Here is a 13,263-nt window from a genome sequence, read left to right as displayed (position 1 = left end):
GCCACCCTCCCCTGGAGGGGGCACCCCGTTACCGCCGCTTTCTCCATTCGCCGCCACTTTTCGTTAAAATTCTCGGCCTGGCCTTAGCCGGTTCGCATCCTCTCCCGTTCATCATGGCCGGCAAGCCCGCCGCGAGACCTGCGGAATTGGAGGAGAGTGCCAATGCATCCGCGCCGACATGCCCGCGTGAAGCCTGCAGGCCTGGTGTCCCGCCAGGCCAAGATCATCACCGACAAGAGCGCGCCGGTGATCGTCTGCACGCTGATCGACTATTCGCCCGGCGGCGCCTGCGTCGATCTCGGCGGCCAGGTGAATATCCCCGACAGGTTCGAGCTGCTGCACGTCAACACCAGGAAGCGCTGCCGCATCGCCTGGAAGCGCGGCACGCGGGTCGGCGTGGTGTTCTAGAAATGGGTTAGCTTGCTTACCCTCTCCCGTTGTGGGCCTTGTGGGAGAGGGTGGCTCGCCGCTTAGCGGCGAGACGGGTGAGGGGTGTGCCTCCGCAATCTCATCTTTCACAGCTGAATTCGCGGTGGCACACCCCTCATCCGGCGCTTCGCGCCACCTTCTCCCACAAGGGGAGAAGGAAGCGAGCTACTTCCGCATCCGCGCTTTCGCGCCCGCGACGATCTGCATCGCCACACCGGCGATCCAGCCGAACAAGGCGAGCCAGGTCCAGGCCATGTGCGGCTCCAGGCGGAGCACGATGACGGCGACGGAGGCAAACGCCGTGAGCGTGGCGCAGAGCGTACCGGCCGAGCTCAGCAGCTCCGCGGCGTCGATTTCGCCATGGGCCTCGTCGAAGGGCAGCTGCGGCGTGTCGATGCCGAGATAGAAGCCGGCGAAGCCGAGCACCATCATCAGCAGCAGGAAGCCCTGCGTGGTCAGCGTGGGAATCGCCGATCCCACATAGGCGCCGACGAACAGCCCGCACGCCGCGCCTGCCATCGCAAGTCCCACGCGCTCGATGACGTGGGCAGCCTTCCGGACACGAAATCGCATGGCGGGCCTCCGCGAGGAGTTAATGCGGCAGAGGTTAGGCCAGATTTGCGGGGGGTGGAAGCTGAGGAGATTTACGGATGCGTGGGGCGGCGCGTCGCCTCCCTCTCCCCGCAGGCGGGCGAGGTCAAAAGCCTACCGCGCCCCGAACGTCGTCTTGCCGAACAGCGCCTTCTGCGTCGAGGGCTGCGAGCGCCAATATTGCGGCGGGGCCTCGACCTCGCCGCCGAGCTCGGCGGCGGCATGCCAGGCCCAGCGCGGGTCGTAGAGCATGCCGCGGGCGAGCGCGACCATGTCGGCCTTGCCGGAGGCGACGATCTCCTCGGCCTGCTTGCCTTCCGTGATCAGGCCGACCGCGATGGTGGGCAATCCCGTTTCGCGCTTGATGGCCTCCGCGAACTGCACCTGGTAGCCGGGGCCGAGCGGGATCTTCTGCAGCGGCGAGACGCCGCCGGAGGACGCGTCGATCCAGTCGACGCCGCGCGCCTTCAGCGCGTTCGCGAATTCGATGGTCTGCGCCAGGTCCCAGCCGCCCTCGACCCAGTCGGTCGACGACACCCGCATGCCGACCGGCTTGTCGTGCGGGAACACGGCGCGCACCGCGTCGTAGACTTCCAACGGGAAGCGCATGCGGTTCTGCAACGACCCGCCATATTCGTCGGTGCGCCTGTTGGAGATCGGCGACAGGAACTGATGCATGAGATAGCCGTGCGCGCCGTGCAGCTCGATCGCGTCGATGCCGATGCGGGCCGCGCGCCTGGCGCTGTCGACGAAGGCCTCGCGGATGCGCTTGAGGCCGGCGCCATCCAGCGCCAGCGGCGCCGCCTCACCCTCCTTGTGCGGCAGCGCCGACGGCGCCACCGTCTGCCAGCCGCCCTGGTCGAGCGGAATCAACTGGCCGCCGTCCCAGGGCCGCGCGCTGCTCGCTTTCCGGCCCGCATGCGCGAGCTGCATCGCCACTGCGGTCGAGGAATGCTTGCGCACCGAGGCGAGGATCTGCTTCAGCGCGGCTTCGGCGGCATCGCTGTAGAGCCCGAGGCATCCCGGCGTGATGCGGCCGATCGCCTCGACATGGGTCGCCTCGATGCAGAACATCGCCGCGCCCGACAGGCTGAGATTGTTGATGTGGGTGAAGTGCCAGTCGGTGGGAACGCCGTCCTCGGCCGAATACTGGCACATCGGCGACACCACGATGCGGTTCTTCAACGTCAGGCCGCGCAGCTTGATCGGGGAAAACAGGGCGCTCATGCGGGGAGTTCCGGGGGATGGAGGGATGGAAGCGATTGCATGAAGTTTAGTAGCTCGATGGCGAATTGCCAGCTGCGCGAGGGACATGGCCGACCGGGACGGCATGCATTGCGGTCAGGGTTTAGTGGAAATCCGTCTCCATTCGTCATTGCGAGCGGCTTGTCCGCCATAGCTCGAAGAGCGACGGCGGAAGCGAAGCAATCCAGAATCTCGCCGCGATGACAGTACCTCACTCCACCAGCGCGAACTGCAGCAGCAGCGTGCGCTGGAGCATCGAGAAATTGTCGTCCGACACCAGCGTCAGCACGGTCTCGCCCTCGGCGGTGACGTGGGCGTCGATGCCTTCCATGTTGTCGATCTCCTGGCCGAGATCGGCCTTGAACAGCGCGGGGCCGTCGACCACCGCGTTCGGCGCGATCGACTTCAGCGGGATCGCGCGGATACGGATGTCGACGCCGGTGAACCAGGAGAACTTGCGTTCGAGGATCAAGAGATCGCCCGAGGGCAGCAGCACCGCATCGCTGATGTCGAATTTTTCGGTGCGGCGGACGCTGAACTGGCCGGGCGTGGGGCCGCCGATCAGGAACGCCACCAGATTGCCGTTCGCATCCAGCCCCTCCTCGGAGAACGCGATCAGGGTGCCCGCCAGCGGCACGCCTTTCGGCACGAACACGAGCGCCTCGAGCCCCTTGTTGTAGGGCAGCTTGCGCAGCGCGGGCGGCACGGCGAGCACCTCGCCGCGGGCGCGGGTGCCGTCGCCGGTGAAATCGAACCGCATGATCTGGTTGACGCGCTCGAGCCCGACATAGACGAGGTTGCCGTCACGCGCGATCGACTCGGTGTCGTACCACAGCCGCTTCTCGGTGATCGGCCGTCCCTCCGCATTGAGGACCGGCGCCGCCTCGACATCGTCGAGGCCGACCATCTTGCCGCCGGAATAGCGGATGCTGCCGGTGAACCACGTGCCCTGGTCGGACAGCGTCAGGAAGCGCTCGCCCTTGCTGTCGAGGAAGCGGAAGCCGGACAGGCCACCAAAACGCCGATGCGGCGAGGTCAGCACGAGGCCGCTGCGATATTCCAGCGAGCCGAAGCGCGTGCGCGAACGGTCGCGCGGCTCGAAATCCGGAATCGGCCGCGCGTTGACCTCGATGCCGACCGGCGCGGCGACGCCGTGCTCGATCTGCGCCGCACGTCGCGGCGGCGCGGGCGTGCCTTGCGCGTTTGCCAGGCGAGGGATCGCGAGAGTGGAAAATCCCGCCGCCGCGTGGCCGATAAAGCCGCGGCGGGATAGAGGTGCGCTCACGAATGCAATTTGCGTCGCGGGCGACCGGCCGGCTGCGTCGGCGCGGTGTTGGTCTCGCTGAACAGCTCGGCGAGCTTTTCGGTGATCGCGCCGCCGAGCTCCTCGGCGTCCACGATCGTCACCGCGCGGCGATAGTAGCGGGTGACGTCATGGCCGATGCCGATCGCGATCAGCTCGACCGGCGAGCGGGTCTCGATCTCCTCGATGATGTGGCGCAGATGCCGCTCGAGATAGTTGCCGGGATTGACCGACAGCGTGGAATCGTCGACCGGCGCACCGTCCGAGATCATCATCAGGATCTTGCGCTGCTCGGGCCGTCCGAGCAGGCGCTTGTGCGCCCAGTCGAGCGCCTCGCCGTCGATGTTCTCCTTCAGCAGCCCCTCGCGCATCATCAGGCCGAGATTCTTTCGCGCACGGCGCCAGGGCGCATCCGCCGACTTGTAGATGATGTGCCTGAGATCGTTGAGGCGGCCGGGACTGGCCGGCTTGCCGGCGGCAAGCCACGCCTCGCGCGACTGCCCGCCCTTCCAGGCGCGCGTGGTGAAGCCGAGGATCTCGACCTTGACGCCGCAACGCTCCAGCGTGCGGGCGAGGATGTCGGCGCAGGTCGCCGCCACCGTGATGGGGCGTCCGCGCATCGAGCCGGAATTGTCGAGCAGCAGCGTCACCACGGTGTCGCGGAACGTCGCCTCCTTCTCGTGCATGAAGGACAGCGGGTGATGGGGATCGGTGACGACGCGCGACAGGCGCGCGGGGTCGAGAATGCCCTCTTCGAGGTCGAACTCCCAGGCGCGGTTCTGCTGCGCCATCAAGCGCCTTTGAAGCCGGTTGGCGAGGCGGGCGACGATGCCCTGCAGATGCGCGAGCTGCTTGTCGAGATAGGCGCGCAGGCGCTCCAGCTCGTCGTGGTCGCAGAGGTCTTCGGCGGCGATGATTTCGTCGAATTTCGGGGCGAACGCGTGATATTCCGGCCCGCGCGGCTCGTTCTTGCCGTGCGAATTCGGACGCGTCGCCTCGCCCGGCGTCTCGTCGTCGCCGAGCTCGCCATCGTCGAACGTGTCGGAGGTCGAGGCCTGCGCGCTTTCCATCGCGCTCTCGCTCATCTCCTCCGAGCTCGCCTGCGCCTGGTCGGCGCTCATCTCCTGCGCGGCATCGGAATCGGGCGAGCCTTCGGCGCCGGACTGGTCGTTGTCGCCGTCGCGATTTTCCTCGTCGTCGTCATTGTCTTCGCTGTCGGCGCTGCGCTCGTCGCCGAGCTCGAGCGCGGTCAGCAGATCATGCACGGCGTCGCCGAACCGGGTCTGGTCCTCGACCAGCGTATCGAGCCGGTCGAGCCGCTTGCCGATCTTGTCTTCGAGTATGGGACGCCAGAGATCGACCATCTTCTTGGCGGCCGTCGGCGGCGCCATGCCGGTGAGACGCTCGCGCACCAGCATCGCCAGCGCGTCGGCGAGCGGCGCATCAGCGCGGTCGGTGATCTCGTCGAACTTGCCGCGGTGAAAGTGGTCGTCGAGCATCGCGGTGAGGTTCTTGGCAACGCCCGCCATGCGGCGCGCGCCGATCGCCTCGACCCTCGCCTGCTCCACCGCCTCGAACACGCCGCGCGCCTGCGGATTGCCGGGCATCAGCTTGCGATGCAGCTTGGCATCGTGACAGGCGATCTTGAGCGCGATGGAATCGGCGTGGCCGCGCACGATCGCGGCATCGCGCTTGGTCATTTTTCGCGCGGGCTCCGGCAGCCGGGCCTTGCCGGGCGCGAGACCGGGCCGCTCGGCGGCGAAGCTAACGTCGAGCTCGGGCGATTTCGCGATCGCCTTCAGGCAGGACGCGACCGAGCGCTTGAACGGCTCGGTCGGCGCTTCCTTGGTGTTACGGAATTTGGAGTTGGATGATGATGTGCTCATAGCGACTTCGTAAACGAATGGCGCGTCACGCCGCCGGGATAGCCTTTGAGGGTGCCGAATTCCTCGTACCCGCAGGAACGATAGAAGCCCGGCGCCTGGAAACTCATGGTGTCGACATGGGCCTGGACCGCGCCCTGCCGTCTTGCCTCGTCCTCGATCGCCGCGATCAGCTTCGTCCCCAAACCCTTGCCGCGCTGCTTCTGGTCGATCCAGAAATACTGGATGAACAGAACCGTGGCCCAGAGGTGCCCGACGATGCCGCCGACGATCTTGCCGCGGTCCTTCAGCGAGACCGCGACACTCTTGAACTTCTGCTTCCCAAAATGCTCGTCGTTGTAGGCGCCGAGCCCGGCGAGCACAGCCTTCTTGGTCGTCCCAATGGTGCGCTCGACGGTGATGTTGGCCATGGGGTCAGCTGAGCGCCACGTTCACCGAGGATTCCGGCAGCTCCGCGTTGAAGCAGCGCTGGTAGAACTCGGCGACCAGGGGACGCTCGAGCTCGTCGCATTTGTTGAGGAAGGTGACACGGAAAGCAAATCCGATATCGCCGAAGATGTCGGCGTTCTCAGCCCAGGTGATCACCGTGCGCGGGCTCATCACCGTCGACAGATCGCCGTTGGCGAACGCGTTACGGGTGAGATCGGCAAGGCGCACCATCTTGTTGACGATGTCGCGGCCCTCCTGGGTGCGATAATGCTTGGCCTTCGCCAGCACGATCTCCACTTCCTCGTCATGGCTGAGATAGTTCAGCGTGGTGACGATCGACCAGCGGTCCATCTGGCCCTGATTGATCTGCTGGGTGCCGTGATAGAGGCCCGAAGTGTCGCCGAGGCCGACCGTGTTGGCCGTCGCGAACAGGCGGAAGCACGGATGCGGCTTGATCACCTTGTTCTGGTCGAGCAGCGTCAGGCGGCCAGAGACCTCCAGCACGCGCTGGATCACGAACATCACGTCCGGGCGGCCGGCGTCGTATTCGTCGAACACCAGCGCGACGTTGTGCTGGAGCGCCCAGGGCAGGATGCCGTCGCGGAATTCGGTGACCTGCTTGCCGTCGCGGACCACGATCGAGTCCTTGCCGACGAGGTCGATACGGCTGATGTGGCTGTCGAGATTGACGCGCACGCAGGGCCAGTTCAGGCGGGCGGCGACCTGCTCGATATGGGTGGATTTGCCGGTACCGTGATAGCCGGTCACCATCACGCGGCGGTTCCTGGCGAAACCGGCGAGAATGGCAAGCGTGGTGGCACGGTCGAAGCGGTAATCGGAATCGACTTCAGGCACGTGAGGATCGACGGCGGAATAGGCCGGCACTTCGAGATCGCTGTCGATCCCAAAGACCTGGCGCACCGACACCTTCATGTCGGGCAAACCGGAAACTTCCTCAACTTTGGACATGGCGGCGGTCGTCATCAATCCTCCGAGGTCCCGGGCGATCCCGAGACCAGTTATTTGCACGGTGGCTGCGGCTGGGTGCACCTGCGAACCTATCAGAGACAACGTGCCGGCAGAAGCCCGCCCCCCAATCAAAGTTCCGTTGTCTTTTCATTTAGATAGGCAAGGAACGCGATTTTTGGAAGGCTGCTCTGCGAATCGCGCCCGAATTTCGTGCGGGACCTACGGCCTGCCCACCTGAGTGGCACTTTTACCGCCTCTGCTTACTTATGTAGGGTCTGAACCCGCTCTGAACCCGCCTGGCCCCACCCACCACAGAGACCATGTGACGTCCTTTCTCGATCCCTTCATCGCGTTCGTTTCGGCCCATGCGTGGCTGGCCTACCTGACCCTGTTCCTGGCGGCGCTGCTGGAAGCCGTTCCGGTGGTTGGCTCGGTGGTGCCTGGCTCGACCATCATCCTGGCACTGAGCGCCCTGGTCCCGGGCGGGGAATTGAAGCTGCAATGGGTGCTGCTGGCGGCAGTGGTCGGTGCGGTACTCGGCGACGGGTCCGCCTACTGGATCGGGCACCGGCAGCAACGCGAGATCCTCAACACCTGGCCGCTGACCAATTATCCGCGCCTGGTCGAGGAGAGCGAAAGCTTCTTCCACCGCTTCGGCACCTGGGCCGTGTTCTTCGCCCGCTTCGTGCCACCAATCCGCGCCTTCGTGCCGGTGACCGCCGGTGCGCTCGGGATGGCGCCTGCGAAGTTTTACGCGATCAACATCCCCGCGATCCTGGTCTGGGCGCCGGCGCACGTGCTGCCTGGCGTGCTGGCGGTGTCGGCCCTGCACGAATATGCCGGCCTGCACCACCATGGGCACGTCGGCAAGCACATCTGGATCCTGACCGTGATCGCGGTCGCGATCGTGCTGGGCGCGGCCGTGTGGCTCGTCCGCCGCCGGAATAGCGGTGGTGTCGCTGCGGCAAAGCCGCCGGTCTGATCGGCTGCATCAGAGCACACCGCCCTCATCCTGAGGGCCCGCCAACGGCGGGCGTCTCGAAGGATGGCCGCGGGCGAGAGCCGGGCCTGCATGGTTCGAGACGCGCGCGAAGGGCGCGCTCCTCACCATGAGGGTGTAAATTTAGCTCTTCGGCTCAGCCCCCGTTCTCCGCCCCGGCGCCGGCCCCACATAGCGCGCCCGCGGGCGGATCAGCTTGCCGAACTGCAATTGCTCGCTGGCATGCGCGATCCAGCCGACGCTGCGGGCCATCGCGAACAGTGCGAGCTCGCTGCCCGCGGGCAAGCGCAACGCATGCACGAGCACGGCGAGCGCATAGTCGATGTTGACGAACTCGCCGGTCGCCTCCGCGATCCGCTCCGGCACTTCGCGCGTGAATTTTCGCGGCGCGCCGGCGCGCGCCAGCGCATTCAGCAGCGACTGCGCGCGGGGATCGCCGCGCTTGTAGACGCCGTGGCCGAAGCCGGCAAAGCGCTCGCCGAGCGCGACGCGCTCGCGGACCATGGGCGCGACATCGCGATCGACCAGCGTCTTGACGAGCTGCGAGGCCAGCACGCCGGCGCCGCCGTGCTTGGGGCCTTTCAGCGCGGCGAGGCCGGCGATGACGGCGTCGTAGAGGTTGAGGCCGGTCGAGGCCGCGCAGCGCGCGGTGAAGGTCGAGGCGTTCAATTCATGATCGGCGAGCAGAACGAGCGCGCGGCGGATCAGATCGGGCGCGTGCTTGTTGTCGGGCGCCCAGGCTCTTGCGATCTCCTGATGCAGCGCCCCGGCCGACGGCTCGGCATTGAGCATGGTGGCAACCAGCAACCGGACGATGCGCGCGCCAACCATGGCGCGGCCATCGGGCGCCCGGGTGAAAGCGCGGGGGTCGGCGCTCGCGGCCAGCGCGAGCACGGCGATGGCGCGGTCGATCGGCGCCGCCCGGCGCGCGGCATCCGCGATCATGCGCATCTCCTCGGAGATCGCGGGCTGATTGTCCGGATCGAATGGATCGACGCCGGAGACGTCCCACAGCAGCGTCGCTGTGTGCTCCAGCGTGTCGTTCTCGGCGAGATCGACGCAATTGACGCCGCGATAGATCGCGCCGTCCTCGGTGATGGTCGAGATTTCCGTGTCCATCACGGGCAAATCGGCGTCGAAGCTGCGCAGGCCGCGCGGCTCCGGCGACGGCACCCGGCGCTCCTTGAGGGAGCGGACATCCTCGGCGCGGTAGCGGTTCTTTCGCGAGTCCGGCGTCGGCTCGGAGCGGATCAGGCCTCGGCTGACATAGGCGTAGAGCGTGGCCGGCGAGATCGCGAGCTCGGCGGCGGCCTCCCGCGCGGACAGGTACAGGCCTTCCGAATTTTTCATATTGATTTATGTAATCAAGATTGATCAATCTGTCGAGAGGCCCGACCTTTCCCCTGCGTAGAACAGGAGATTTGGGCCATGAACATCCACCTCACCAAGAGCCAGATCGGGCTGGACGGCGTTGCCGCGGCCGAGACCGTGCTGAGCCATGTCGACGGCGAGCGCGGCGAACTGATCATCGCCGGCGAGCATGTCGGCCGACTGGCCAGCCAGTCGAGCTTCGAAGGCGTCACCGCCCGGCTCTGGAACGGCGCTAGCCAGACCAGCTTGAGCGAAGCCAATGTGCGGGCGAGCCTGGGGGCGGCGCGCGAGCGCGCCTTCGCGCGATTGCCGGGCCTTCTGCCGGTGACGAGCGGCATGGGCATCGTCGACGGGTTTCGCGCGGCGGTCGCCGGGCTTCGCGCGGAGCACGGGCTGGAGCACGAGGCGACCATCGTCGGCGCCTTTCCGGTGATCGCAGGCGCGCTGGTCCGCCGCGCCAAGGGGCTCGATCCGGTTGCGCCCGATCCGAGCGCGAGCCACGCCGCCGATACGCTGCGCATGCTGCACGGGCGCGCGCCTGAAGCACGCGAGGTCAGCGCGCTCGACGCCTATCTCGTCACCGTCTGCGACCACGGCATGAACGCCTCGACCTTCACCACGCGCGTGGTCGCCTCGACGCAGGCCGATCTGTTCGCCGCCGTCACTGCCGGCTATTGCGCACTCACGGGTCCCTTGCATGGCGGCGCGCCGGAGCCGGTGCTGGAGATGCTCGATGCGATCGGCTCGCGCGAGCGCATCGAGCCCTGGGTGGACGCGGCGCTGGCGCGCGGCGAGCGGATGATGGGGTTTGGTCACCGCGTCTACCGCGTGCGCGATCCGCGCGCCGACGTGCTCAAGACCGCCATCGAGGCGCTGGCCTCAGACGGCGCCGGCCTGCCGTTTGCCGGCGAGGTCGAGGCCTATATCCGCAGCGCCCTGCGCAAGAAGAATCCGGAGCGGCCGCTGGAGACGAATGTCGAGTTCTTCACCGCGATCCTGCTCGATGCGCTGGCGATTCCGCGCCAGGCCTTCACGCCGATCTTCGCTGCCGCGCGCGCCGCGGGCTGGACCGCACATGCGCGCGAGCAGCAGCGGACCGGTCGGTTGATCCGGCCGAGTTCGTCGTATGTGGGGGCCATGCCCGCAGATTGAACACGTGCGGGCTAGCCGCGCTCGCTAGAGCTGGATTTGGTGGGGCTTTTTGCCCATGCGACCCAGCGACCCAGCGACAAGCGGGAACAAAAGTATTGGCCACGCATTCAAGCTCGCCCCCACGAAAGTCATCGGGGGCGGACAAGAAAAGGAATGATAATGAAGAAGCTCTCCTACGCCCTCGCTGCAGGAACGCTGCTCGCTCTATCGTCACTCGCAGCACCAGCCAATGCGCTGCCGGTTCACCCTCTCCCCAGCGCAACGGTTTCCGGGGACGTCGTGAACGCACGCTATCATTACGCTCCGCGAAGAGTCTGCACCGTACGCACCGTCATCACGCGCGGCTATCATGGACGCCGCATCGTCAAGCGCGTCCGTGTCTGTCGGGGAAGGTAACGTTGAAGGTGCCGTCCGCTTCCGAGCGGGCGGCATCCAATCGTCGCGCGGTGAGGCCCTACGCCTCCCGCACCACCGTCTTCAGATAATTATACGCCTTGATGATCTCGATCAGGCGGTCTTCGGTGGAGCGGTCGCCGCCATTGGCGTCGGGGTGGTGCTGCTTCACCAGCGCCTTGTACTTGGTCTTGACGTCGGCGAGCGTGGAATCGGGGCCGAGACCCATGACCTGAAGCGCCTTGCGCTCGGCATTCATCACCTTGCGCGTTTCGGCCTTGGGCGCCGCCTCCGGGCCCTTCCGCCAGCCGGAGCGGCCGTTGAGCTCCGCGAACATGCTGAACGGATCGAAGGCGCTGTCGATCTCGGCCTCCGCACCCTTCTTGACGCCGCCATTGGCGCCCATCTTCCAGGTCGGACGGTGGCCGGTCAGCGCATCCTTCTGGTAGCGCGCCACGGCGTCGGCATTCATGCCGGAGAAGAAATTGTAGTTCTGGTTGTACTCGCGCACGTGATTCAGACAGAAGTGCCAGTACTCGCGCGAATTCTCGCGACCCTTGGGCGCGCGGTGGGCGCCCTTGTTCTGACACCCGGTCCATTCGCAATTGACCACGGTGTCGCGCGGCTTCACGTCCGGCTGCTTGCCTTTCGGCTTGACCCGGATGGAGTCGAAGAATTTTGATGAATCGATCGGCATGGCCAACTTTGACTACGCAATGCAAAAACCTTCAAGTCTTGACATTGCAATTTGGTGAGAACCCATAGCCGAAGCTCCGCTTCGGCGTCCTTAAGATCGGCCGAAGCTCCGCTTCGGCGTCCTCAAGAACGGCCACCTAAAGGTGGCCTATGCATTGACGGAGTGCGATCGGGTACCTTAATGGCTCACATGGCTACCAAAGACATTATCAGCAACAAGTTGCAGGAAGCTTTCACGCCGGAAAGCCTGCAGGTCGTCGACGAGTCCCATTTGCATGAGGGCCATTCCGGCCATCGGCCGAGCGGCGAGACGCACTTTCGCGTTTATATCGTGTCGCAAGCCTTCAAAGGGAAGAGCCGGGTCGACCGCCACCGCATGATAAATTCTGCGCTGGCCGCGGAACTTGCGGGTGGTGTGCATGCACTCGCGATCCACGCGCAGGCGCCGAGGGAAGGGTGATGCACTTGCCCTCCCCTGGAGGGTAGGAATCAAAACGACGTCCCGGCCCGCCTCGGCTTGGCTTCCTCCATTTCCGCCTCGCGCGGCACCGGTGAAATACGGAGTGCGGTGATGCGGTTGCGCTCGCGGCGGAGGACGCGGAAGCGGAAGCCGTGGAAGGTGAAGCTCTGGCCGCGATCGGGGATCGAGCGCGCCTCGTGAATGACGAGGCCGGCGACCGTGGTTGCCTCTTCATCGGGCAGATGCCAGTCCATGGCGCGGTTGAGGTCGCGGATCGGCACCGAGCCGTCAACCACGACCGAGCCGTCCGGCTGGGCACGCACGCCGGCGACCACGACGTCGTGCTCGTCGGAGATGTCGCCGACGATCTCTTCCAGGATGTCTTCCAGCGTCACAAGACCTTCGACTTCGCCGTACTCGTCGACGACGAGCGCGAAATGAGTCTTGCGGCGGCGGAACGCCTTCAGCTGCTCGGAGACGGGGCGCATCTCCGGCACGAACCAGGGCGGCAGCGCGATGGTGGACACGTCGATGCGCGAGGTGTCGCCGTCGGAGGCGCGGATCGCGCGCAGCAGATCCTTGGCATGGAGCACGCCGATGATGTTCTCCGGCTTCTCGCGCCACAGCGGAATGCGGGTGTATTCGGTCGCCAGCACCTCGCGCACCAGTTCCTCCGGCGGCAGGTCGGCGTTGATCATCATCATCTCGGTGCGATGGATCATGACGTCGGAGACCTGGAGCTCGCGCAGGTCGAGCAGGCCTCCGAGCATGTCGCGGTCCTGCTTCTCGAACTTGCCCTCGTGATGCAGCAGGTCGACCGCGCCGCGCAGGCGCTCGGTCGGCGACAGGATCGCCTGGTGCTCGCCGGCAAGACCGAACAGGCGCATCAGCAGGCGCACGATGACTTCCACGATCTTGAGCAGCGGCCCCAGCACGTACATCGTCAGCCGCATCGGGCGCGCGACCGCAAGCGCCATGCGATCGGGCGCGTTGATGGCGATGGTCTTCGGCAGCACCTCGGCGAAGATCACGACCAGCGCGGTCATCACGCCGGTGGCATAGAGCACGCCGACATCGCCGAACCATGCGGTGAAGATGCTGGTGGCCAGCGCGGATGCACTGATATTGGCGATGTTGTTGCCGAGCAGCAGCGCGCCGATCAGGCGCTCGCGCATGTCGAGCAACTGCGAGACCACGTCGGCGTCGCGATTACCCTGCTTGGAGAGCCGCAGCATGCTGGCGCGCGAGGCGCCGGTCAGCGCGGTCTCGCTCGCGGCAAAGAAGCCCGAGACGAGCAGGCAGAGAATGACGATGGTGAATCCGAGCCAGTCCATGCACCACT

General features: G+C 66.0%; 13 protein-coding genes. 4 read left to right on the top strand and 9 right to left on the bottom strand.

Annotated features, from left to right (window positions below):
- The first annotated feature begins 162 nt into the window (after positions 1–162).
- Positions 163–408 carry a PilZ domain-containing protein gene (locus NR187_RS00625; protein ID WP_211386155.1) on the top strand — a complete coding sequence of 82 codons (246 nt, stop codon included), beginning with the start codon at positions 163–165 and terminating at the stop codon, positions 406–408.
- Positions 409–594: 186 nt separating this feature from the next.
- On the opposite strand, the gene NR187_RS00620 is transcribed toward NR187_RS00625, so the two are convergent.
- The 6 genes from NR187_RS00620 to cobS all read right to left on the bottom strand — a co-directional run bounded on the left by NR187_RS00620 (position 595) and on the right by cobS (position 6,849).
- The gene (locus NR187_RS00620) at positions 595–1,002 is read right to left on the bottom strand and encodes a hypothetical protein (RefSeq protein WP_211386154.1); all 408 of its coding nucleotides are present in this window, start codon (positions 1,000–1,002) and stop codon (positions 595–597) included.
- 132 nt (positions 1,003–1,134) lie between these two features.
- Positions 1,135–2,247 (bottom strand): NADH:flavin oxidoreductase/NADH oxidase, encoded by a 1,113-nt coding sequence (locus NR187_RS00615; protein ID WP_211386153.1) that lies wholly within the window; start codon positions 2,245–2,247, stop codon positions 1,135–1,137.
- Positions 2,248–2,476: 229 nt separating this feature from the next.
- Entirely contained in the window at positions 2,477–3,550 is a 1,074-nt protein-coding gene (locus NR187_RS00610) for an esterase-like activity of phytase family protein (RefSeq protein WP_256805473.1), read from the bottom strand.
- Positions 3,547–5,454, bottom strand: coding sequence for a cobaltochelatase subunit CobT (cobT, locus tag NR187_RS00605; protein WP_211386151.1), 1,908 nt, complete (start codon positions 5,452–5,454; stop codon positions 3,547–3,549). The genes NR187_RS00610 and cobT overlap by 4 nt, the downstream gene beginning before the upstream one ends.
- Complete coding sequence (locus NR187_RS00600; protein ID WP_211386150.1) at positions 5,451–5,861, bottom strand: GNAT family N-acetyltransferase; 411 nt, start codon at positions 5,859–5,861, stop codon at positions 5,451–5,453. Before NR187_RS00600 ends, cobT begins: the two co-directional genes overlap by 4 nt.
- Positions 5,862–5,865: 4 nt before the next feature.
- On the bottom strand, positions 5,866–6,849 hold the full coding sequence (cobS, locus tag NR187_RS00595) for a cobaltochelatase subunit CobS (RefSeq protein WP_372702951.1): 984 nt from the start codon (positions 6,847–6,849) through the stop codon (positions 5,866–5,868).
- A 322-nt stretch (positions 6,850–7,171) separates the two neighbouring features.
- Between cobS and NR187_RS00590 the strand changes: the two genes are divergently transcribed.
- On the top strand, positions 7,172–7,831 hold the full coding sequence (locus tag NR187_RS00590) for a DedA family protein (protein ID WP_256805472.1): 660 nt from the start codon (positions 7,172–7,174) through the stop codon (positions 7,829–7,831).
- A 141-nt stretch (positions 7,832–7,972) separates the two neighbouring features.
- Here NR187_RS00590 and NR187_RS00585 read toward each other — a convergent pair whose 3' ends face one another.
- Positions 7,973–9,199: a citrate synthase family protein gene (locus NR187_RS00585; RefSeq protein ID WP_211386147.1), complete on the bottom strand. Its 1,227-nt coding sequence runs from the start codon at positions 9,197–9,199 to the stop codon at positions 7,973–7,975.
- A 78-nt stretch (positions 9,200–9,277) separates the two neighbouring features.
- Between NR187_RS00585 and NR187_RS00580 the strand changes: the two genes are divergently transcribed.
- A complete protein-coding gene (locus NR187_RS00580) occupies positions 9,278–10,372 on the top strand; it encodes a citrate synthase/methylcitrate synthase (RefSeq protein WP_256805471.1) in 1,095 nt (364 codons plus the stop codon).
- A gap of 454 nt (positions 10,373–10,826) precedes the next feature.
- On the opposite strand, the gene NR187_RS00575 is transcribed toward NR187_RS00580, so the two are convergent.
- Positions 10,827–11,462, bottom strand: coding sequence for a J domain-containing protein (locus tag NR187_RS00575; protein ID WP_211386145.1), 636 nt, complete (start codon positions 11,460–11,462; stop codon positions 10,827–10,829).
- A gap of 180 nt (positions 11,463–11,642) precedes the next feature.
- Here NR187_RS00575 and NR187_RS00570 point away from each other — a divergent pair, with 180 nt between their 5' ends.
- Positions 11,643–11,921 carry a BolA family protein gene (locus NR187_RS00570; protein ID WP_372702950.1) on the top strand — a complete coding sequence of 93 codons (279 nt, stop codon included), beginning with the start codon at positions 11,643–11,645 and terminating at the stop codon, positions 11,919–11,921.
- Between the two features lie 29 nt (positions 11,922–11,950).
- Here NR187_RS00570 and NR187_RS00565 read toward each other — a convergent pair whose 3' ends face one another.
- Entirely contained in the window at positions 11,951–13,255 is a 1,305-nt protein-coding gene (locus NR187_RS00565; protein WP_211386143.1) for an HlyC/CorC family transporter, read from the bottom strand.
- Between the last annotated feature and the right edge of the window lie 8 nt (positions 13,256–13,263).

It is taken from the genome of Bradyrhizobium sp. Bra64, assembly GCF_024519875.1.
GTDB lineage: Bacteria > Pseudomonadota > Alphaproteobacteria > Rhizobiales > Xanthobacteraceae > Bradyrhizobium > Bradyrhizobium japonicum_G.
Note: the sequence above shows the minus strand (reverse complement) of the source record. Positions and strands in the feature narration are given on the sequence as shown.

Bases quoted from the DNA above. Each gene is read 5' to 3' on its own strand.
- NR187_RS00625 (WP_211386155.1), top strand. From the start codon at position 163: ATGCATCCGCGCCGACATGCCCGCGTGAAGCCTGCAGGCCTGGTGTCC.
- NR187_RS00615 (WP_211386153.1), bottom strand. From the start codon at position 2,247: ATGAGCGCCCTGTTTTCCCCGATCAAGCTGCGCGGCCTGACGTTGAAG.
- cobT (WP_211386151.1), bottom strand. From the start codon at position 5,454: ATGAGCACATCATCATCCAACTCCAAATTCCGTAACACCAAGGAAGCG.
- NR187_RS00580 (WP_256805471.1), top strand. From the start codon at position 9,278: ATGAACATCCACCTCACCAAGAGCCAGATCGGGCTGGACGGCGTTGCC.
- NR187_RS00600 (WP_211386150.1), bottom strand. From the start codon at position 5,861: ATGGCCAACATCACCGTCGAGCGCACCATTGGGACGACCAAGAAGGCT.
- NR187_RS00585 (WP_211386147.1), bottom strand. From the start codon at position 9,199: ATGAAAAATTCGGAAGGCCTGTACCTGTCCGCGCGGGAGGCCGCCGCC.
- NR187_RS00565 (WP_211386143.1), bottom strand. From the start codon at position 13,255: ATGGACTGGCTCGGATTCACCATCGTCATTCTCTGCCTGCTCGTCTCG.
- NR187_RS00620 (WP_211386154.1), bottom strand. From the start codon at position 1,002: ATGCGATTTCGTGTCCGGAAGGCTGCCCACGTCATCGAGCGCGTGGGA.
- NR187_RS00570 (WP_372702950.1), top strand. From the start codon at position 11,643: ATGGCTCACATGGCTACCAAAGACATTATCAGCAACAAGTTGCAGGAA.
- NR187_RS00575 (WP_211386145.1), bottom strand. From the start codon at position 11,462: ATGCCGATCGATTCATCAAAATTCTTCGACTCCATCCGGGTCAAGCCG.
- cobS (WP_372702951.1), bottom strand. From the start codon at position 6,849: ATGTCCAAAGTTGAGGAAGTTTCCGGTTTGCCCGACATGAAGGTGTCG.